Origin of the sequence: Bacillus sp. FSL W8-0183, assembly GCF_038006825.1 — a bacterium.
Lineage (GTDB): Bacteria > Bacillota > Bacilli > Bacillales > Bacillaceae > Bacillus > Bacillus altitudinis.
Genome location: NZ_JBBOVY010000001.1, coordinates 2,934,648 through 2,954,378 on the forward strand (window position 1 = coordinate 2,934,648; position 19,731 = coordinate 2,954,378).

20 protein-coding genes, 1 riboswitch and 1 other annotated feature are annotated in these 19,731 nt (G+C 40.4%); of the genes, 5 read left to right on the forward strand and 15 right to left on the reverse strand.

What is annotated here, in order from left to right:
- Positions 1-57: 57 nt before the first annotated feature.
- Positions 58-2,472, reverse strand: a complete 2,415-nt coding sequence (leuS, locus tag NSQ64_RS15535) for a leucine--tRNA ligase (RefSeq protein ID WP_017367888.1) — start codon at positions 2,470-2,472, stop codon at positions 58-60.
- A 97-nt stretch (positions 2,473-2,569) separates the two neighbouring features.
- Positions 2,570-2,791 (reverse strand) — a binding site (T-box leader).
- A gap of 102 nt (positions 2,792-2,893) precedes the next feature.
- On the reverse strand, positions 2,894-3,223 hold the full coding sequence (locus NSQ64_RS15540) for a DUF4257 domain-containing protein (RefSeq protein ID WP_008343006.1): 330 nt from the start codon (positions 3,221-3,223) through the stop codon (positions 2,894-2,896).
- A 425-nt stretch (positions 3,224-3,648) separates the two neighbouring features.
- Here NSQ64_RS15540 and NSQ64_RS15545 point away from each other — a divergent pair, with 425 nt between their 5' ends.
- Complete coding sequence (locus NSQ64_RS15545; protein ID WP_007501884.1) at positions 3,649-4,452, forward strand: PAS domain-containing protein; 804 nt, start codon at positions 3,649-3,651, stop codon at positions 4,450-4,452.
- 84 nt (positions 4,453-4,536) lie between these two features.
- A complete protein-coding gene (locus NSQ64_RS15550) occupies positions 4,537-5,235 on the forward strand; it encodes a sunset domain-containing protein (protein WP_341017242.1) in 699 nt (232 codons plus the stop codon).
- A 60-nt stretch (positions 5,236-5,295) separates the two neighbouring features.
- Here the strand turns inward: NSQ64_RS15550 and NSQ64_RS15555 are convergent, their stop codons facing one another.
- From NSQ64_RS15555 to NSQ64_RS15590, 8 genes are all read right to left on the reverse strand, one after another.
- A complete protein-coding gene (locus NSQ64_RS15555; RefSeq protein ID WP_113747076.1) occupies positions 5,296-6,606 on the reverse strand; it encodes an ABC transporter permease in 1,311 nt (436 codons plus the stop codon).
- Positions 6,596-7,294 carry an ABC transporter ATP-binding protein gene (locus tag NSQ64_RS15560; protein ID WP_341017244.1) on the reverse strand — a complete coding sequence of 233 codons (699 nt, stop codon included), beginning with the start codon at positions 7,292-7,294 and terminating at the stop codon, positions 6,596-6,598. The genes NSQ64_RS15555 and NSQ64_RS15560 overlap by 11 nt, the downstream gene beginning before the upstream one ends.
- 21 nt (positions 7,295-7,315) lie before the next feature.
- Entirely contained in the window at positions 7,316-8,311 is a 996-nt protein-coding gene (locus tag NSQ64_RS15565) for an ABC-2 transporter permease (protein ID WP_341017246.1), read from the reverse strand.
- Positions 8,305-9,183, reverse strand: coding sequence for an ATP-binding cassette domain-containing protein (locus NSQ64_RS15570; RefSeq protein WP_007501894.1), 879 nt, complete (start codon positions 9,181-9,183; stop codon positions 8,305-8,307). The genes NSQ64_RS15565 and NSQ64_RS15570 overlap by 7 nt, the downstream gene beginning before the upstream one ends.
- Positions 9,176-9,568 carry a GntR family transcriptional regulator gene (locus tag NSQ64_RS15575; protein ID WP_024719312.1) on the reverse strand — a complete coding sequence of 131 codons (393 nt, stop codon included), beginning with the start codon at positions 9,566-9,568 and terminating at the stop codon, positions 9,176-9,178. The genes NSQ64_RS15570 and NSQ64_RS15575 overlap by 8 nt, the downstream gene beginning before the upstream one ends.
- A gap of 17 nt (positions 9,569-9,585) precedes the next feature.
- Positions 9,586-9,765 carry a hypothetical protein gene (locus NSQ64_RS15580; RefSeq protein WP_008342991.1) on the reverse strand — a complete coding sequence of 60 codons (180 nt, stop codon included), beginning with the start codon at positions 9,763-9,765 and terminating at the stop codon, positions 9,586-9,588.
- A gap of 265 nt (positions 9,766-10,030) precedes the next feature.
- On the reverse strand, positions 10,031-10,363 hold the full coding sequence (locus tag NSQ64_RS15585; protein ID WP_061419967.1) for a hypothetical protein: 333 nt from the start codon (positions 10,361-10,363) through the stop codon (positions 10,031-10,033).
- 137 nt (positions 10,364-10,500) lie between these two features.
- On the reverse strand, positions 10,501-10,776 hold the full coding sequence (locus NSQ64_RS15590) for a YtzC family protein (RefSeq protein WP_017367895.1): 276 nt from the start codon (positions 10,774-10,776) through the stop codon (positions 10,501-10,503).
- A 152-nt stretch (positions 10,777-10,928) separates the two neighbouring features.
- Between NSQ64_RS15590 and NSQ64_RS15595 the strand changes: the two genes are divergently transcribed.
- On the forward strand, positions 10,929-11,894 hold the full coding sequence (locus NSQ64_RS15595; protein ID WP_008342987.1) for a TIGR01212 family radical SAM protein: 966 nt from the start codon (positions 10,929-10,931) through the stop codon (positions 11,892-11,894).
- A complete protein-coding gene (locus NSQ64_RS15600) occupies positions 11,891-12,469 on the forward strand; it encodes a tRNA (mnm(5)s(2)U34)-methyltransferase (protein ID WP_017367896.1) in 579 nt (192 codons plus the stop codon). The genes NSQ64_RS15595 and NSQ64_RS15600 overlap by 4 nt, the downstream gene beginning before the upstream one ends.
- Positions 12,470-12,488: 19 nt before the next feature.
- Here NSQ64_RS15600 and NSQ64_RS15605 read toward each other — a convergent pair whose 3' ends face one another.
- The 3 genes from NSQ64_RS15605 to NSQ64_RS15615 form a co-directional block, all read right to left on the reverse strand.
- Positions 12,489-13,265, reverse strand: coding sequence for a sporulation protein (locus tag NSQ64_RS15605; RefSeq protein WP_341017250.1), 777 nt, complete (start codon positions 13,263-13,265; stop codon positions 12,489-12,491).
- 231 nt (positions 13,266-13,496) lie between these two features.
- A complete protein-coding gene (locus NSQ64_RS15610; RefSeq protein ID WP_041507625.1) occupies positions 13,497-14,576 on the reverse strand; it encodes a tetraprenyl-beta-curcumene synthase family protein in 1,080 nt (359 codons plus the stop codon).
- Between the two features lie 29 nt (positions 14,577-14,605).
- Entirely contained in the window at positions 14,606-15,385 is a 780-nt protein-coding gene (locus tag NSQ64_RS15615) for an alpha/beta hydrolase (RefSeq protein ID WP_019743683.1), read from the reverse strand.
- Positions 15,386-15,430: 45 nt separating this feature from the next.
- On the opposite strand from NSQ64_RS15615, the gene NSQ64_RS15620 reads away from it, so the two are divergent.
- A complete protein-coding gene (locus tag NSQ64_RS15620) occupies positions 15,431-15,946 on the forward strand; it encodes a gamma carbonic anhydrase (RefSeq protein WP_008342977.1) in 516 nt (171 codons plus the stop codon).
- A 141-nt stretch (positions 15,947-16,087) separates the two neighbouring features.
- On the opposite strand, the gene asnB is transcribed toward NSQ64_RS15620, so the two are convergent.
- Together asnB and metK are read right to left on the reverse strand one after the other, a co-directional pair.
- On the reverse strand, positions 16,088-17,986 hold the full coding sequence (asnB, locus tag NSQ64_RS15625) for an asparagine synthase (glutamine-hydrolyzing) (protein WP_341017253.1): 1,899 nt from the start codon (positions 17,984-17,986) through the stop codon (positions 16,088-16,090).
- Positions 17,987-18,134: 148 nt separating this feature from the next.
- The gene (gene metK, locus NSQ64_RS15630) at positions 18,135-19,337 is read right to left on the reverse strand and encodes a methionine adenosyltransferase (protein ID WP_008342973.1); all 1,203 of its coding nucleotides are present in this window, start codon (positions 19,335-19,337) and stop codon (positions 18,135-18,137) included.
- A 195-nt stretch (positions 19,338-19,532) separates the two neighbouring features.
- Positions 19,533-19,667, reverse strand: a riboswitch (SAM riboswitch).
- Positions 19,668-19,731 lie beyond the last annotated feature (64 nt).

The following is a 19,731-nucleotide window of genomic DNA, read 5'->3' on the forward strand; positions in this document are numbered from 1 at the left end:
AAATTATGTCCCGGGAAATAAACAACACCCATCGGCTGATACCGATGGGTGCGTTCATTAGTTCGCGACAATATTGACAAGTTTTCCAGGAACCGCAATCACTTTACGGATTGTTTTCCCTTCAAGCTGTTCTTTGATCCGTGCATCATTTTTCGCAAGCTCTTCTAGCTGCTCTTTTGTTGCATCAGCAGGAACCGTTAATTTTGCTTTCACTTTTCCATTTAACTGTACGACAATTTCCACTTCATCATCGACAAGTTTTGACTCATCATATTGCGGCCATGCTTCATAAGAAATAGACCCTTCATGACCAAGTTTATTCCAAAGCTCTTCCGCTACATGCGGTGCAATCGGAGAAAGAAGTTTCACAAATCCTTCTGCATATTCTTTCGGCAGTGTGTCAGCCTTGTATGCATCGTTGATGAACACCATTAATTGTGAAATCCCAGTATTGAAACGTAAGCCTTCATAATGATCCGTTACCTTCATGACGGTTTCATGGTAGCTGCGCTCTAATGCGCCGCCAGATTGCTCTGTCACTTTATCACTGATGGAGCCATCTTCATTTGTAAACAGACGCCATACACGATCTAGGAAACGACGAGCACCATCAAGACCTGTTTCAGACCAAGCAATCGATGCATCTAAAGGTCCCATGAACATTTCATACAGTCTTAATGTATCTGCACCATGAGATTCTACGATATCATCTGGGTTGACAACATTCCCTTTTGATTTACTCATTTTTTCATTATTTTCACCAAGAATCATTCCTTGGTTGAACAATTTCATGAACGGTTCTTTTGTTGGAACAACACCAATATCATACAAGAATTTATGCCAGAATCGTGCATATAGCAGATGAAGCACAGCATGTTCTGCTCCACCAATATACACATCAACCGGAAGCCATTTCTTTAGCTTTTCAGGAGATGCAAGTTCTTCTGTGTTATGTGGATCAATATAACGTAAGAAGTACCAGCAGCTACCTGCCCATTGTGGCATCGTATTGGTTTCACGGCGTCCTTTTTTACCTGTCACTGGATCGACGACCTCTACCCAATCTTTAATATTCGCTAAAGGTGATTCACCTGTTCCGCTTGGCTTAATCTCAGTCGTCTTAGGCAAAATCAGTGGAAGCTCTTCCTCTGAAACAGCTGAAGATGTTCCGTCCTCCCAATGAATAATTGGAATTGGCTCTCCCCAGTAACGCTGACGGCTGAACAGCCAGTCTCTTAAACGATAAGTGACTTTCTTTTCACCTTTTTGATGTTCTTCCAGCCATGCAATCGCTTTTTCAATTGCTTCTTCTTTCCCTAAGCCGTTTAAGAAATCAGAGTTGATGTGCTTTCCATCACCTGTGTAGGCTTCTTTGTCAATGTCTCCACCTTCGACAACCTCTTTGATTGGAAGATCGAATGTTTTGGCGAATTCATAATCACGTTCATCATGAGCAGGAACTGCCATGATCGCTCCAGTGCCATATGTGGCTAACACATAATCTGCAATCCAGATCGGCATCTTTTCCCCATTCAATGGATTGATGGCATAAGCACCTGTGAAAATGCCCGTTTTCGTTTTAGCAAGATCTGTTCGCTCTAAGTCACTCTTAGACTGAATTTCTTTGATATATGCTTCAACTGCTTCTTTTTGAGCAGCTGTTGTAATTTTTTCAACTAGTGCATGCTCTGGTGCAAGAACGGCATATGTTGCACCAAATAGTGTATCAGGACGTGTTGTAAACACCGTAAACTGTTCGTCATGTCCTTCTACTTCGAAGTGAACATGTGCACCTTCAGAACGTCCAATCCAGTTGCGCTGCATGTCTTTGATGCTTTCAGGCCAATCAATGTCTTCTAAATCTTCTAACAGCCTGTCCGCATATGCTGTAATTTTTAGCATCCATTGCTTCATTGGACGTCTTTCAACAGGATGCCCTCCGCGCTCACTTTTCCCATCAATGACTTCTTCATTTGCAAGGACTGTACCGAGTGCTGGGCACCAGTTTACAGGTACTTCATCAATATACGCCAATCCTTTTTCGTACAATTTCAAGAAAATCCACTGGGTCCATTTATAATAATTCGGATCTGTCGTGTTAATTTCTCGATCCCAATCATACGAGAAGCCCAATGATTGAATTTGGCGGCGGAAATTATTAATGTTCTCTTCTGTAAATGCAGCTGGATCATTTCCTGTATCCAGCGCATATTGTTCCGCTGGAAGACCAAATGCGTCCCATCCCATTGGATGAAGAACATCGTAACCCTGCATACGTTTCATACGTGATAAAATATCCGTTGCTGTGTATCCTTCAGGATGCCCTACATGAAGCCCTGCTCCTGATGGATAAGGAAACATATCTAGCGCATAAAACTTTGGCTTATCTTCCGAGTCAGATGTGGCGAATGTTTTATGTGTCAGCCAATAATCCTGCCACTTTTTTTCAATTTCCCGATGCTGAAAACTCAATGTGAAAACCTCCTTTAATATGTACGGCTTTATCTGCTCAGATGACCACTGCAAGAATTCAGATTTTTCTAAAATCAACAAAAAACCCTCATCCCTGGAAAGGGACGAGAGATTTTTTGGTTCCCGCGGTACCACCCTTGTTAGCGTCATGAACTGTTCATACGCTCACTTAATATCTTTAACGCAGACATGCGACAGAAGCTTTAACGCAACTGCAACTCTGAGGCGAGTTCAGAAGCAGATTTGATTGACTTTCACCAGCCGTCAATTCTCTAAAGACAAATACTGCTTTCCTACTACTCCTCTTCACTGTTCTTATCGTAACCGTCATCTAAGTAGTATTTTATAGAATTATGATCATAAGTGCAAGCAGGTTTGTATACAATGGGAATGTACCCTAGACTAGGGTAAAGTGAGGATATTATTCGTGTGGAGATCGGTTATGACGGTTGGAGCCTGCATCCTGTGAACGTTCTTCTCTCACAAAATCGAAGCTTCGCAGAACTGCTTCTCCTCCGTAACCTGAAATAATGGATAAGATGATCAAGTGCAGACTAGATTCGGGATTTGAGGATAAGACAAGCAGTGTAGCAGCAATCATCCCAACGAGCCAATCTTCAATAAACCCTAGATAAATAAACTTCTTTGTCATTCTGGGCTTCTCTAGCCTGCCTTTTTTCTTTACGTGACCGAGAATGCCCATGACCCCTCCAATGGCGCAAGCAATAATGACTTGTTGCAGCATTTTCATCACCTTCCTAAAGCCCTTAGAATAGTAAAGCGACTTCAGGCTGTCCAGCCCCCTGTAATGCCATTCTGCTGTTCCGTCATAATCCATGTAAAAGGTCTATTCTCTCTAACGAAGAAAAAAAGCTTGTTTCTTCCATTATATGTGAATGACCCAAAAACAATCTTGATGCATTGGAATCATTTTCACCTAATCCATATTAACTATTTTTGTCATTTTATGAATTATCCTCAAATGATCCCTTCTTTTTCTAATGAAAAGTCTCCTTACTTACTCTATTCTAATGGAGGACAAACTATGATGACAAATTTAACAAAGCGATTGCAATCATTGAAACAGAACATATGTTATGTTACGTTTAAAAAGAATTCATTTGGTTTTAAAAAAACCATCTTAAATGTCTGATAGCAGCAGCAAAGGAGGGTAATATGGTCAGCTCGAACATCTTCGGCTTGCAAAAACAGCTTGAACTCATAAAAAAAGCGCTGGATCATGCGCGGATTGGTGTTGTCATTACAGACCCTTCTTTAGAGGATAACCCTATCGTTTATGTGAATCATGGCTTTACACAAATGACTGGATATAAACCAGATGAGATTCTTGGACGTAATTGTCGATTCCTCCAAGGAAAAGACACAAATCAAGAGCAACTTGCCTTAATACGTCACGGAATTCAAAACAAAACACCTATTACCACACAGCTCAAAAATTATAAAAAAGACGGTACTTTTTTTTGGAATGAACTCAATATAGACCCTCTATACATTGAACAAGATGACAAAACATTTTTTATTGGCTTTCAAAAGGACATTACAAAGCAGAAAGAATATGAACAACTCCTAGAAGATTCCTTACAGGAAGTCACCTCTCTGTCGACGCCAATTGTCCCAATCAAAAATGGTGTTTCCGCTCTTCCACTCATCGGAAAATTATCAGAAGAACGCTTTGATGCTATCGTCGCGAAGTTAACTTGTATATTAGAAGATTCAAAGGATGATTATTTAATTGTCGATCTTTCTGGTTTAATTGATGTCGATGATTCCGTTGCAGCGCGAATTTTCAAACTGCATCACCTGCTGAACTTAACTGGAACTGAACTCATCATCACTGGGATCAAACCACAGCTTGCGATGAAAATGAAAGACTTAGATACAGACTTCCAGAATACGATCACTTATTTAACGGTAAAAGAAGCAATCAAAGGATTGCCATTAGCTGAAAACCCTGTTTAAACAGGGTTTTTTTAATTGAACCGCTCCCCAAAATGGAAAAATGAGGTATGATAGGTATAAATAGCGATATAGGGGGGCTGCCAGATGATGATGTTACTCATCATAGGTCTTTTATGTATTTGTTTCGCCATAGGATATGCCGTCAATTATTTATTACTTAAACACCAAAATCAACAAATCTTTTCAAAAAAACTCTTCTATCCTTTTTTGACCATTGGTCTTGTTTTTTCTATTATGTCATTACCGTTTGCCGGCACAGGTGCTCCGAAAGCACAAGCAGATCCATCTTCTGAACAGCTGCTGAAAGTGCAAAAACAATTAGCATCTGACATTTCTCGTCTAAAGGAAGACAAAGAAACGCTGACGGCCTCTTTAGAAGACGTGACCAAAGAAAAAGAAAAGCTATCCAAGAAATTAGAAACCATCACCTCCGAAAAGAAGACAGTCAAACAGCAAGAAAAAACCATCCATGAGCTTGAAGAGAAAATAGACAAGCTCACCTCTACAAACGAAACACTCAAAAAAGAACACCAGAAAGTAAACAAAGACACCACGTCATCGGCCCAGCGATCTGCTCCTAAAGATGATGGGTCGAATACTGGCGGTCATGAGTCACAAAAAGAAACAAAAAAAGAATCTGCCGCCTGTAATATTAAAGGAAGTGTCAACGGCATATATCACACACCGAGCAGCAGATACTACTCACGGACAAAAAACGTGACCAAAATGTTCTGCTCCGTAGAAGAAGCTGAGCGTGCAGGGTACCGGGCACCAAAGCAATAGACATCTTTTGACGATAAAAAAACCTCCTGTCAGCCCAATATAGGTACAGGAGGTTCTTCTTTAAATTTCTCTTCTTAATGCTGTTAATACATTCGTTTTTGTCGCCTTACGTGCTGGATTGAGTCCAGAAATAATGGCGACTCCTGCACTAATCACTGTTGCTGTGACCACAAGGCTTAGCGGAATATAGGAGAAGGTGATCGAGAATTGATCACTTGATCCCCCTTCAGACATGGAAGACAAAATTGCTGGAATGATTAAATTCACTGCAAAACTAACGATGTACGAGATGATAATCCCGATGATCGATCCAATCACCCCAATATAAGCACTTTCCATGAGGAACATTCGCTTAATAATGGAAGGATTCGCACCGATGGCTTTCATGATCCCAATCTCTTGTGTCCGCTCTGTTACGGCCATTGTCATCGTATTGAAAATGCCGATCGCCGAAATAATGACCGCAATACATCCAACAAAGATGAGTCCAATTTTAAAGACTGTAAAGAACATATCCATTCCTTCAAGCTGATTCGTCACAGAGATGACTTGATAGCCGTCATCTGTCAGCTTATCTGTGAGCGCACCGACATTGTCGAACTTATCAGCATAGACAGACGTCATTTTTTCGACATTTCCTGCATCAGGAGACAGATCGAGCACTTGACTAAATTCTTTTTCATAAGCATTCGGAATAAGAATTTTATGATCCTGCTGCCACTCCAAATTCGGTTTCTTCAATACACCGACGACACGGAAATCGAACGTCTTTTCTTTCACCACTTCATTTTCTTCATTCAGTTTCGGCACCTTGATTTGAATGACTTTGTTTAAAATTTCCTTCGTATAGCCTTTTGGCTCTTCCGGTGTATCTTCACCATTTGATGTCTGATTCATTTCTTTTTCATAGTCTTTTCGTTCTTTTTCCGTCCAAAGTTGTTCTGCCATTTGATACCCAACTACAATTTCATTCGCCGATGTTGGGACTTTTCCACGGTCTAGTTCAAGGCCTGCCTCTTTTTCTTCTTTCATATCTGTCAGTACAGCCTGCGTATCACTTGAGCGATTATCGAGCTCGACGTGAACCGATGGAATGATTGACGTTCTTGCAACGACAGATTTCGCATGATCATATTTCTTTAAATCGTCAACCTTGACGTCACCTTTTTCTTTGCCTAACACTTTAATTTCTGTGATAATTTGTTGTTTCATGATTTCATCTTGAGCCGATTTTTGCAGACCAAAACCAACTGACGCTAGAACGATTAAGAAAGAGCATGCCATTGTCGTTGCAAGTATGGTCATAAACACACGCAATCTATTTTTCTTCATATTTCTTCTGATGAATTTGACCTGATCTCTAAATTTCAATGGACTGATCCCCTTTCTTTAATACACCATCATGAAGCTGGAACGTTGTGTCTGCGATTGAAGCGACTTCATCGTCATGTGTAATGATGACAAATGTAATTCCTTTTTCACGATTGAGCTGCTGGATAAAGGCTAGAATTTCGCCTTCAGTTTCTGAATCCAGACTGCCTGTTGGTTCATCTGCTAAAATAATAGACGGATTAAGGATCAAGGCTCTTGCAATACTCACACGCTGCTGCTGTCCACCTGATAGTTCATTAGGATAATGTCCTGTGTGATGTTCAAGACCAACTCGTTTCAGCATTTCCTTTACTTTCACTTTTCGCTCAGACGGCTTCACACCTTTTAAAGTGAGCGGAAGTTCAACGTTCTCATATGTTGTTAAACTCCCGATCAATTGAAAGCTTTGAAAGATAAAGCCAAAATGATCTAACCGAAAGTCTGCCCATTCTTTCTCATTAAAGCCGGTCACATTGGTGCCATCAACGATAATTTGTCCGCTTGTTGGCGTAATATACCCCGATATTAAATTCAGTAAAGTTGATTTCCCCGAACCGCTTCGTCCGACGATACATGCAATTTCGCCTCTTTTAATAGACAAGTCAATGTCTTTGAGCACAGGAATCTCGTTCTCCCTGCCCTTTTTCCCAATTTTAAACACATGATCTAACGATTGAATTTGAATCATCTCTACTCCCCTGCTCTCTGTTTATCTTTTTCGATAGATTAAGAAATAACTCGTCAGTGCGCCTACAGCTCCACCGATGCACATGCCAGCAATATAACCAAAAATGGAGTTGTCTGAAGAAAATCCAACCCAGCCAAATCCTAGAACACCGAAGGCAATGACCAATATCTGAATGGGCCTATCCATTTTGGGGTAAACAAAGAATCGTCCATTTCGTTCAACTGGATGTTTAATAAAACTGAATAAACCAATGAGATAAAATACGATTAGCATCACAATGGGCACGATAAATTCTACACCTGTAAACCAAATTGGATTTTCAACTAAATTTCGAAATTGAAAACGGTCTGTTATATAAGTAATTGGAGCAATGGGCATAATAAAGTAGTCATAACTGACATCAACCCAACTTCTATCCGTTTTTAGTAAATAGTCTAAATGAAACATCGGAAGCCAAATTAATAAATAAGGTAAAATTGATGTACTGAATGTAACAATGGCTTGACTAATTGCGCTTCCTGTTAAAGCACCTGCTGCAAGACACAAACTATAAAACATTAAGGTGGACACAAGTGCAATCAAATAACTACTGTTAAACGCAATCGTCTCTTGTGGTTGAATGCATAAAATGAGTATATAAGTAAAGACATATGACAATACATGAACGAGCGTGATAATTCCGGCACCTAGGAAAAACTTTGTGTGATAAATGGTCGTTCTGCTAAACGGCAAAGATAAAGTAAAATCAATTTGCCCTTTATTTCTTTCAAAACCCAACTGGGTAATTGCAAAAATTAAACTCATCGTCCATGAAAGGATGATAAAAATATCAGAACCGAAATCATAATAAAAGTAATTATCGAGCGGTGTACAAGTCGGATCGTTTAAACAAGTTTGAAAGGATGAGTATTCCATTAAAAAGGATAATGGCGTCGCAAAGATCGCAACAAGCATCACTAAAATGAATGTCAGCTCAGACTGCTTCCATTCCTTATATAACAATTGCCGCTTTACCATCTGCGTTTCCCTCCAAACTTCGCAATGAATACTTCTTCTAAATTTACAGGCAGTTCATGCCACACTTTTGGTTCAAGCGATTTCAAATACTCTTTTGCTTCTTCATCTGTTTTGAGTACAAGTGCTGTATAGAACACACCCGCTTGATCTAAAATGGCAACGCCTTTTTTTCTAATACTTAAGTTCATATCCTCTTCAAATGCCATCTGGATTTTAACGTAGTCATTCTTTAATTCATCTAAATCCATAACACTTGTGAGCTGATTTCCTTCCAAAAACCCGATTCGGTTACACATACGCTCAATATCCTCTAAACGGTGAGATGTAATTAAAATCGTTGTTTGTCGTTCTGCCACCTCGTCAATCATCAGCTGAAGAACGTCATTTCTTGTGACTGCATCAATCCCGTCTGTCGGCTCATCTAACAAAATGACTGCTGGTTTGATGGCAAAACTTAAAATGAGGGACAGCTGCTTCTTTAAACCTGTCGACAATTCACGGTATTTCACTTTTTCCGGAATTTCATACCGGTTCACAAGCTCATTGGCATATGTCACGTCAAACTTTGGATACAGTTGTTTTAACAGCTTCACAAGCTGTCCATAATTGTACCGGTCAAAGTAGGGATTTACGACTGGCATATACACAATATTTTGCTTCACTAACGGGTGGTCTTTTACGAGTACATCTTTAAAATAAATCTCTCCTTCATCTGGAAGAAGGATTTGCTGAATCAAGCGAAGAAGTGTTGTTTTACCAGAGCCATTCCGGCCAAGCAGACCAAAGATCTCTCCTTCGCCTATCTTGAAGGAAACGTTGCTGAGTACTTCGCGTCCATTTAATTTCTTTGATACATTTCTGACCTCAATCAACTTGTTTTCCTCCTTTTAGACTTGAGCTGATCTCCTCCAGCCACTCTTTGAGTTGATGAATATCAATACCGGCATAATGAGCTTCAATAATGAGTTGCCTTAATTGCTCCTTCATCTCTAACACCTTCCCTTCATTCAGCTTTAACTGTGCACCTTCTGTCACATACGTTCCACGGCCTCTTAATGTTTCAATAATTCCTTCCCGTTCAAGCTCTTTATACGCTTTGCTGACGGTGTTTGGATTCGCAATAATAATGGTGGCAAGCTCTCTCACAGAGGGCAGTTTGTCACCTGGTTTCATCACGCCTTTTAAGCACAAAATTTTTAACTGCTCAATGATTTGTTCATATATTGGTGCAGCGCTTCTTGGATCTATTTGAATCATGATGGCTCCCTCTTTTCTCATTCATGCTTTTGCAGTCCTATCGCTTGATCATGTCCTTGCATTAAAGGGACCGAATTTGGAATAAAATCTTTTTGAACTTCAAAACCAATGAAAACGAGAACGAAAAAAAATGTACATGCTAACGCAACAGCCAGCACCATCCACTTTAAATTGATTGGTTTTTTTTCTTTTTTCATGGTTAAACACCTTTCTTCACGTTTAAGTGTCTGTAGTGTATTAGTTGATGTAGTACACTCAATACAATATAGACACTTAATTGAAAAGTCAAGAGACTCTAGAAAAAAATAGGCAGACGAACCAGATAAAATGACGAAGCTACTTAAAAGCTTTCGGAAGCCAGGTTTGCTTCTGGTTTAGGGTGTTCAACACGTTAATAACTTTCATAATCGCCTGAAAAAGTGCATAATAAAAGACCCCGAATATTGAGGTCTCTACAATGTTTTAATTAGATACTATTACTTTGTTTTTGGACTTGCTTTTGAACAGGATTAGCACCCACCATACTAATAAAAATATATAGCCTATAACTGTAAAGATAGACCAAACTGCACCCTGTCGCAATTGACTAAATAAGTGTTCAAATTCATTCATTCCTTCTACTCTACCAATGCTATTTATCAGGCTAATAATCGGAATTGTAACAGTAAATACAATGGTTAGAATGGACAATCCCCTATGTTTATTTTTCACAACACTGAATATTGCGGTTCCTAATGTTGCTAAGAAAAACAAGTAATATAATGCCCAAAACCAATCAGGAAGAGTCTCCAACATTTCTTCTACCCCCTTGAAGATATTTGCAATTTCTATATATAACATACTTTAACAGAATAAAAACCTATTTATCCAAAAACAACTTTGCGAAAACAGCCAAAAAATAAAAACAGACCCTTAAAAGAAGGATCTGTTCATCATTCGTTCTCGTATGAAATACCTAAAATCATTTGGTTTTGCAGACTTTGAATTTGTACACGCGTTCTGTCTAAACGTTCTCTTTGCTGATCATTGGCGACATCTTTTAACTTTTCTAATTCATTCACCGCATCCTCAAGCATGAGCTGCGCTTTTGAAAATTCTTCTACGTTATAATGTTCTTGGCGAGAGCTCAAATCAAACTGTTCGCTTGCAAACTCAAGAGTCTCAGTGCTTTTTTGGACAAATTCATCGATTGATTTTCTAGTTGCCATCTAGCCATCCCTCCATTTCATCATTGCTCTCGCCTATTTTGCCCACGTAAAGCTTTTTCACTAAAGAAAATGTTGGACAGATTCAATTGTCCTCTTTCGTGATTTTTGTTAAACTTTAAGGATGCCTATTATTATGCAAGGAGGTTACTGACTTGGATCAGCATAACCCTTTTTTATATTCAAACAGCGAAAAACGTTATCACACATGGAATTATCATTTGCGTGAGCACTTTGGTCATAAAGTATTTAAAGTCGCATTAGACGGCGGCTTTGATTGTCCAAACCGTGATGGTACTGTCGCACATGGAGGCTGCACATTTTGCAGCGCAGCAGGATCTGGTGATTTTGCAGGGAACCGGGCGGATGATCTCATCACTCAATTTAATGAAATCAAGGACCGGATGCATACAAAATGGAAAGATGGAAAATACATGGCGTATTTCCAAGCTTACACAAACACACATGCGCCGCTTCCTGTTTTAAAAGAAAAATACGAAACCGTCATGAATCTGGATGGAGTGGTTGGTTTATCGATTGCCACAAGACCTGATTGCCTGCCAGATGACGTGGTGGAATATTTAGCTGAGTTAAACGAACGGACGTATTTATGGGTTGAACTTGGTCTACAAACTGTGCATGAGCGGACAGCGATGCTCATCAACCGTGCCCATGATTATGAATGCTACGTAAAAGGTGTAGAAAAACTGCGAAAACATGGCATTCGAGTCTGTTCACATATCATCAACGGTCTTCCTCTTGAAAACCGAGATATGATGATGGAAACAGCAAAAGCTGTCGCTGATTTAGATGTGCAAGGAATTAAAATTCATCTACTTCACCTCTTAAAAGGAACACCGATGGTAAAGCAATATGAGAAAGGCAAACTAGAGTTTCTCAGCCAAGAGGAATATGTCCAGCTTGTCTGTGATCAGCTGGAGATCCTGCCCCCAGAAATGATTATTCATCGTATTACAGGCGATGGTCCCATTGAATTAATGGTAGGTCCAATGTGGAGTGTGAATAAATGGGAAGTGCTCAATGCCATTAATGCTGAGCTTGAAAGACGTAACAGTTACCAGGGCAAACGCTTCGTCAGATTGGAAGAAGCGGCAAAATGATTTTAAAACGGATGCTCCCTTTTAGTAAAGAACTGTTAGAACGTGCTTGTCAAAAAGGCGATATTGTCATTGATGCAACGATGGGGAATGGCCATGATACACGCTATTTAGCTGACCTTGTCGGGAGAGATGGACAAGTTTTCGCATTCGATGTACAGAAGGAAGCCATTGAGCAAACAAGCAAAAGACTTGGTGAGCACTATCCAAACGTTCACCTGATCCATGACGGACATGAACAACTTGCTGAACATCTGCCAGCGGATGCTTATGGCCACATATCTGGTGCAGTGTTCAATCTTGGATATTTACCAGGAGGCGATAAAACCGTCACGACTCAGGCACATACGACCATTGAAGCGATCAAACAGCTCATGGATTGGCTTAAGCCTGGAGGTCTGATCGTTCTTGTGATTTACCACGGTCATCCCGAAGGAAAAAAAGAGAAGGACATCCTTCTTGATTATTGCAAAACACTCCATCACGAAGAAGTACAGGTAATATCTTATCAATACATGAATATTCAAAACGATCCGCCCTTTGTGGTAGCCATCGAAAAAAAACTCAAATCCTCTTAATGGATTTGAGTTTTATTATTTAATAAGCGTATTGGTCAATGATTTCTTCAAGCACTACTTCCAGCTCTTCTGCATCTGCAAGCTCTGATCGAGTAAAGCGGACACGTACAAGCTGTTCTCCGTCATTATACATTTCTTCCAGCCAGCCACGCAGCCCTCTTGCTCTGCGGTCAACTTCAAAAATGAGATCTAGCCCCTCTTCATCAATGAAGAAAATCACCTCTAACTCATCAAGCATTTGACGATAATAATCGGAAGTCGGTATGAACTCAAACTCTTGAACAAAGGGAAGGCGGCGCCTGAAATAAGGTGCTTCTTCGCAGTCTGCTTCATGAAGGTGAAAGCCTAAGTTTCCAACAGCTTCAAGCACACGATTCACCCACGGGTGCGCGTTTACAAAAATGCGGTCATGATCAAATTTATCAATACCACCTTGAATATCAAGGTCTGTCACAACAGCCACCTCTACTTTACCTACAGTCATTGGAGTATCAAGAGGAAGGTGAAACGAGAATGTAAACTGCTGAGCTTCCGCAGGCTGAATCGTGAATGATTCAGTCACTCGGACAGAATAGATGGTTGTGTGTTTTCGTTGCTCTTCATCATCTTTTACAATGGTGTACCATGTTTTCAACTTTAAATCAATATAGCGAATATCTTGAGGCACTTTTCCGCCCTTCACATGGACTGTTCCCTTTACTTCTTCTCCCGGTTCATACGCATCTTTCTCCAAAATTGTATCCACTTTTGCTGCACCGATTCCTACACTTGCTGCAAACTTTTTAAAAAATGACATATTCGACCTTCCCCTTTTTTAAAATTCCCAACAAATATACGCCATAAGAAGGAGATACGATTCGCTTGATTCATACTTTTCTCCTACTTTTCGTACACTAAGAATAATATCGGCAGCAAATAAGAGGATTGTAATCATAAAAGAACTGTACATGGCCCAAAACGAAACAGTTCAAAACAAAAAAGCTTGTAGAAAAACATTTTCTACAAGCTGATGAGCTTACTTTATCCTTTATGAAGATTTCTTCCAAGGCATTTTCTGATAGGTTCGATAGGCTCTGCCATTGATATAGAAAAAGAACGATGTTTTCCCGCTTGATTTGATCAACCGCTTTGCCAGCTTGTTCATCTCTTTTTGGGCTGTCACTTTTTCATCAGACAAATAGACCGCAAGTAACCCTCTATTGATTAGTTTGTGAAAATTCTCGTGTGGAATGCCTTTCAGCTGTTCATCCGCTTTTTCAATAAAATGCTGTAGTCTATCCATCATCTCATGATGAGAGTTGTAGTACGAGCAAAAATTCAAATCGCCTTCCAGCCTGTCCTCTTCTTGGTCGATTAAATAGTCCAGTAAGATGTGCAGACCTTGAATATAAGGGAAATAGCTTTCGTAAATTTGCTTCGCCTGCTTCTCTGTAAAATCAGGCTGCAGTGCATAAGCCACAAGACAGAAAATACCCAGCGTTGATCCTGCACATGCGGAAAACTCATACCACTCCATCTTCGGTAAATCCTTTTCATACTGGCGGAACCATGACTCTAATCGAGGTTCACGCTCATGAGGAACCACATGCTTATGTACTTGTAAATCACTATAATAATCACACAGCGTATGTAAATAGGGCTGAATGATCGGATAATGCGCTAGACGTGACAGCACATCTTGGCACGTCCTGACTAGCGCATGCAGGTACCCATGATCCTCTTGATCATCACGGAATTGATAATACGGCTTAAGCTCCGCATGAATATCGAGTGCATCTCTCATTGCCTGATGCAGCATATGAAAATCCTTTGGATCAAGTGATGTACTGCGGTCACACAAATTATCTAAGTAATCGCTAATCGTTTGGTACGCCACAATGAATTCAATACACGTTTCCTTCGCTTCACCTGCAAGAAGAGATAAAATTCCCCCGCCTTCACAGTGGAAGGTTTTACTGGATATGCTCGCTAGTGCCTGCGTTCTCAGTTCTTCATTTTCAATCATTTCTGCATGCGCCCGCCACTTTTTTAGCTCCTGATGAACTAGCGGAAAAATATCTTTATACACCTTCGTCATCAGTGCAAAAGGACGTTCTGGTACTGACAAATCAATCCACCCCCAACTTAAGCTCACAATCAAATATATTGATCAGTAAAGGCTCTTGCCGCCTTAAACACATCTTCTCGCTCGGGCTCATTAAAAATTTCATGATAAAGCCCTTCCCATTCACGGTATGATTTATTGGTTGATTCAATGCCATTGAACCATTTCATCACTCTTGTTTTATCTACAATCTTGTCATCGCCTGCCTGCATGAGCAGGAGTGGAATCGACCGAAAAACATTCGTAGGCTGCATCGCCGCATCGATATTTTTCACCAGTTCTCGATACCAGCGAACCGACACCTTCGTCACATAAAGCGAATCATTGGAATCTGCCTCTATCACATCTTGATTCCGTGTAGCAAGTTCGATCGACAGCCCAGATTCGACTTTAAAAGACGGCGCCAGCACATTTAGCCCTTTTGACGCAAAATCCATCAGCTTCTTCGGTTTAAATTGCAGACCTAAACAAGGTGATGATAAAATAAGGCCATCAATCTTCGTATGGGTATACTGCTTGAACCATTCAATCGAAATCAGTCCCCCCATACTATGTCCAAGTAAAAATGTCGGAAGTCTGAACGACTTCGCATGTTCAATCCATTCATCCACTGTATCAATGTATTCTTGAAAAGAACGAATGTGGCCTCTCGCACGTGTCGATGTCCCTTGCCCAGGCAGGTCACCCATGACGACGTGATAGCCTGCATTTCGCCACATTTCGATCAGCCATTTATATCGGCCATGATATTCACTAGCACCATGTACAATGACAATTGTACCAACTGGTCTTTCAGCATGCCAAGTCCACAAAGTAAACACCTCACAAATGTTGTATTAAGAAAGGAAGTCGAAAAAGTGATTTATCCATATCATCAGTTTACACCTGAGATTCATGAATCGGTCTTTGTTGCAGAAAACGCCACCATTACAGGTGATGTCACAATTGGAGAATATTCAAGCGTTTGGTTCCAAACGGTCATTAGAGGCGATGTAGCTCCTGTGAGAATTGGAAAAAACGTCAACATTCAAGACTTATCCTGTCTGCATCAAAGTCCTGGAAAAACACTTCTTATTGAAGATGGTGCTACCATTGGACACCAAGTCACATTACATAGCTCTATCATTCGAAAAAATGCCCTCATTGGCATGGGATCCATCATTCTCGATGGTGCGGAAATTGGCGAAGGAGCCTTTATTGGTGCAGGTAGCCTTGTCCCGCAAGGAAAAGTCATCCCAAAAGGTTCACTCGCTTTTGGCCGTCCAGCCAAAGTCGTTCGCCAGTTAACAGATGAAGATATCCAAGACATGGATCGTATCCGCAGAGAATATGTAGAAAAAGGACAATACTATCGTTCCCTTTTATCGCGTTAACATCATACATGTATCTTCACTTTATCATGTTTTTTTCAGGATATTAAGCAATAACTGTGTACCGCTTGTTATTTTACCCTTTTCCCCCACTTTCTATCATGACAAAAAAGGTTTTCAGCACAAAGCTGAAAACCTTTTTCATTAGCTAAAAATAACTTCTTTTGGCTGGTGATTCAACTGCTCTGGATCAATGCTGCGCTCTACATAGATGCTATGCCAGATCATAAAGATCAGGACAGTCCAAATCTTACGGCTATGATCTGCTTTTCCAGCACAATGATCATTTAATAAATCAAGAACATATGCCTTGTTAATGTATTCATCTGTCTGACTGTTTTTAATGATATCTTTCGCCCAAGCGTTCATCTCATTTTTCAGCCAATGACGAATTGGCACAGGGAAACCTAGTTTTTTACGGTTTAACACATGGTCCGGTACAATGCCTTCTGCTGCTTTACGCAATAAATATTTCGTTGTACCGTCTTTCGTTTTCAACTCTTCTGGAATTTTAGAAGCTGCTTCAAATACGACCTTATCAAGGAATGGAACACGAAGCTCAAGAGAATTCGCCATTGTCATCTTATCTGCTTTCAGCAGGATATCCCCGCGCATCCACGTATGGATATCAACATATTGCATTTTGTTAATATCACTGTAGCTTGCACTTTCTTCGAAGTATGTTTTCGTCACGTCACGATACGTGATGTTCGGATCATACTGCTTTAAGAGGTTTTTCTTCACTGGCTCTTCAAAGATTTTCGCATTGCCGATATAACGTTCCTCTAATGGCGTACAGCCGCGAACGATAAAGCTTTTCCCTTTCATTCCTTCTGGCATTAAACGAGCCAGACGAAGAAGAAGCTTTTTCAGCATGGATGGTACAGATTCAAAAGGCTTTAGAGACAGCGGCTCACGGTAAATATTATATCCACCGAACAGCTCGTCTGCTCCCTCACCTGAAAGAACAACTGTGACTTGTTTTTTCGCTTCTTTTGCCACGAAATACAATGGAATCGCCGCTGGATCAGCCAAAGGATCATCTAAATGCCAGACGATCTTTGGAAGCTCATTCATATATTCCTCAGGAGAAATCACAGCACTAAAGTTTTGCAATCCCAGCTTATCAGCTGTTTCTTTTGCTACATCTACCTCACTGAATCCATCCTGCTGGAAACCAACAGAGAATGTCTTCAGTTCAGGGTGAAATTCCTTTGCGACCGACACGATGAAAGAAGAATCGATCCCGCCTGATAGGAATGAACCAACAGGCACATCACTTCTCATGTGGACTTTTACAGAATCATAGATAGCATCACGTACTTCTTCTACTAATTTCTGCTCTTGTGTTTGTTCAGGTTTGAATTGAACTTTCCAGTAAGTCTTAAATGCAATGTCTTGGCCTGGACGCAGTGTAAACTGATGACCTGGCTCAACTTTGTGCACTTTTTGATCAAGTGTATTTGGCTCAGGAACGAACTGAAAAGACATGTACTGCTGCAAAGCAGTCTCATCAAATAAAATGTTCTCATTCACAGCCATTAAGCTTTTGCGTTCAGAAGCAAAGTACACTTGGTCATCCATTTGTGTAAAATAGAGCGGTTTAATGCCGAAAGGATCTCTTGCGCCATATAATAACTGCGCTTCTTTATCCCAAATTAAAAAAGCAAACATGCCCCGAAGCTTCGATGCCGCTTCTTCTTTATAGTGGCGATATGTGGCAAGAAGGACTTCCGTATCAGAATCTGTGCTGAACGTATAGCCTTTTTTCACAAGCTCTTCTTTCAGCTCCACATAGTTATAAATTTCTCCGTTGAAAATAATCCAATATTTTTCATCTTCATAAGAAAGCGGCTGCTTTCCGTGTTCAACATCTATAATACTTAAACGTCTAAATCCAAATCCTACATGCTCATCATGAAAGTACCCCTCATCATCCGGACCTCGATGAACGATGAGACGATTCATTTGCTTAATTAACTCTTCCTGCTCAGTAGTTTCGGACAATGGACGGTGATTAAATACACCAACAAACCCACACATATTATTGCCTCCACGTTATGTTATTTCTTAAAAGTAGACCTATAATTAGACAGTATTTTGCCCAATTTTGTTTCACATTTTTACGCTTTTTGTAGAATTTTTTTTAATCAAAAGGAAAACCGCTTAAAATAAGCGGTTTTGTATGTTGTTATTCTCCTAATGCTTCCTTGCGAAGCGTGTCGGCTTTATCCGTTTTTTCCCATGGAAGATCCAAGTCATGACGGCCAAAGTGTCCGTATGCAGCGGTTTGTTTATAGATCGGACGACGTAAGTCAAGCATTTTAATAATGCCGGCTGGACGAAGATCAAAGTTTGCACGTACCACTTCAATTAATTTCTCTTCAGAGGCTTTTCCTGTTCCAAATGTATCAATTGAAATAGAGACAGGCTGTGCAACACCAATTGCATAAGCAAGCTGCACTTCACATGAATCTGCAAGACCAGCTGCTACGATGTTTTTCGCTACATAGCGAGCCGCATATGCTGCCGAACGGTCAACCTTCGTTGCATCCTTACCAGAGAAAGCACCACCACCGTGACGAGCATACCCACCATAAGTATCAACAATGATTTTACGTCCAGTTAAACCAGCATCCCCTTGAGGTCCACCGATAACAAAGCGGCCTGTTGGGTTGATGAAGTATTTTGTTTCTTCATCGATCAGTTCACTTGGAACGACAGGGCGGATGACATGCTCTTTTAAGTCGCTTTGAATTTGTTCAAGCGTCACTTCTGGTGCATGCTGTGTAGAAATAACCACCGTATCAATACGAACTGGTTTGTTTTGTTCATCATATTCAACTGTTACTTGAGTTTTTCCGTCTGGACGAAGGTATGCAAGTGTTTCATTCTTGCGTACTTCTGTTAAACGGCGAGATAATTTATGTGCAAGAGAAATCGGCAGTGGCATAAGCTCTTCAGTTTCGTTGTTTGCAAAACCAAACATCAGACCTTGGTCACCTGCACCGATCGCATCAATTTCTTCTTCAGTCATTGTTCCTTCACGTGCTTCAAGCGCTTTGTCTACACCTTGCGCAATATCAGCAGACTGTTCATCAATTGATGTAAGAACCGCACATGTTTCCGCATCAAAACCATATTTCGCACGTGTGTAGCCAATTTCCTTAATCGTGTCACGCACCGTCTTTGGAATGTCGACATAAGTAGACGTTGTAATCTCACCGCTTACTAATACGAGACCGGTTGTTACAGAAGTTTCACAGGCAACACGTGCATTTGGATCTTTCTTTAAAATTTCATCCAAAATGCTGTCTGAAATTTGATCACAGATTTTATCTGGATGTCCTTCGGTCACTGATTCTGAAGTAAATAAACGACGATTTTGACTCATAATGGCTATTTCCTCCTGTACAAGACCACATCATCCCAAGATGAGGCCTCCAATATGATACGGAACTCGTTCCCTCTTATATTTCAACATGTTTATATTAGAGATGTTATTGGCAATTTGTTCATATGATATCCCAAAAATAAAAAAACCATTTCCTTCATTGCGAGGAAAGGGTCTGAGATCGCATGCCTTTCACTCTTATCGCTCAAGGTGTTCTTGTACCTTGCATCAGGTTAGCACCTTGGTTTCTCAGCATGTTCATGCCTTTTTCATAAGAAACCGGTTGCTGGGCTTCATCGGGCCTGTCCCTCCACCAACTCGGGATAAGAGTATCCGTTCAATAAGATATCTTATCTTAAACCCTTGCGTCATGTCAATGGTTCATAGGAATTAT

Bases quoted from the DNA above. Each gene is read 5' to 3' on its own strand.
- NSQ64_RS15540 (WP_008343006.1), bottom strand. From the start codon at position 3,223: ATGAAAATGCTGCAACAAGTCATTATTGCTTGCGCCATTGGAGGGGTC.
- NSQ64_RS15545 (WP_007501884.1), top strand. From the start codon at position 3,649: ATGGTCAGCTCGAACATCTTCGGCTTGCAAAAACAGCTTGAACTCATA.
- NSQ64_RS15550 (WP_341017242.1), top strand. From the start codon at position 4,537: ATGATGATGTTACTCATCATAGGTCTTTTATGTATTTGTTTCGCCATA.
- NSQ64_RS15560 (WP_341017244.1), bottom strand. From the start codon at position 7,294: ATGATTCAAATTCAATCGTTAGATCATGTGTTTAAAATTGGGAAAAAG.
- NSQ64_RS15565 (WP_341017246.1), bottom strand. From the start codon at position 8,311: ATGGTAAAGCGGCAATTGTTATATAAGGAATGGAAGCAGTCTGAGCTG.
- NSQ64_RS15575 (WP_024719312.1), bottom strand. From the start codon at position 9,568: ATGATTCAAATAGATCCAAGAAGCGCTGCACCAATATATGAACAAATC.
- NSQ64_RS15580 (WP_008342991.1), bottom strand. From the start codon at position 9,765: ATGAAAAAAGAAAAAAAACCAATCAATTTAAAGTGGATGGTGCTGGCT.
- NSQ64_RS15585 (WP_061419967.1), bottom strand. From the start codon at position 10,363: ATGTTGGAGACTCTTCCTGATTGGTTTTGGGCATTATATTACTTGTTT.
- NSQ64_RS15590 (WP_017367895.1), bottom strand. From the start codon at position 10,776: ATGGCAACTAGAAAATCAATCGATGAATTTGTCCAAAAAAGCACTGAG.
- NSQ64_RS15600 (WP_017367896.1), top strand. From the start codon at position 11,891: ATGATTTTAAAACGGATGCTCCCTTTTAGTAAAGAACTGTTAGAACGT.
- NSQ64_RS15605 (WP_341017250.1), bottom strand. From the start codon at position 13,265: ATGTCATTTTTTAAAAAGTTTGCAGCAAGTGTAGGAATCGGTGCAGCA.
- asnB (WP_341017253.1), bottom strand. From the start codon at position 17,986: ATGTGTGGGTTTGTTGGTGTATTTAATCACCGTCCATTGTCCGAAACT.
- metK (WP_008342973.1), bottom strand. From the start codon at position 19,337: ATGAGTCAAAATCGTCGTTTATTTACTTCAGAATCAGTGACCGAAGGA.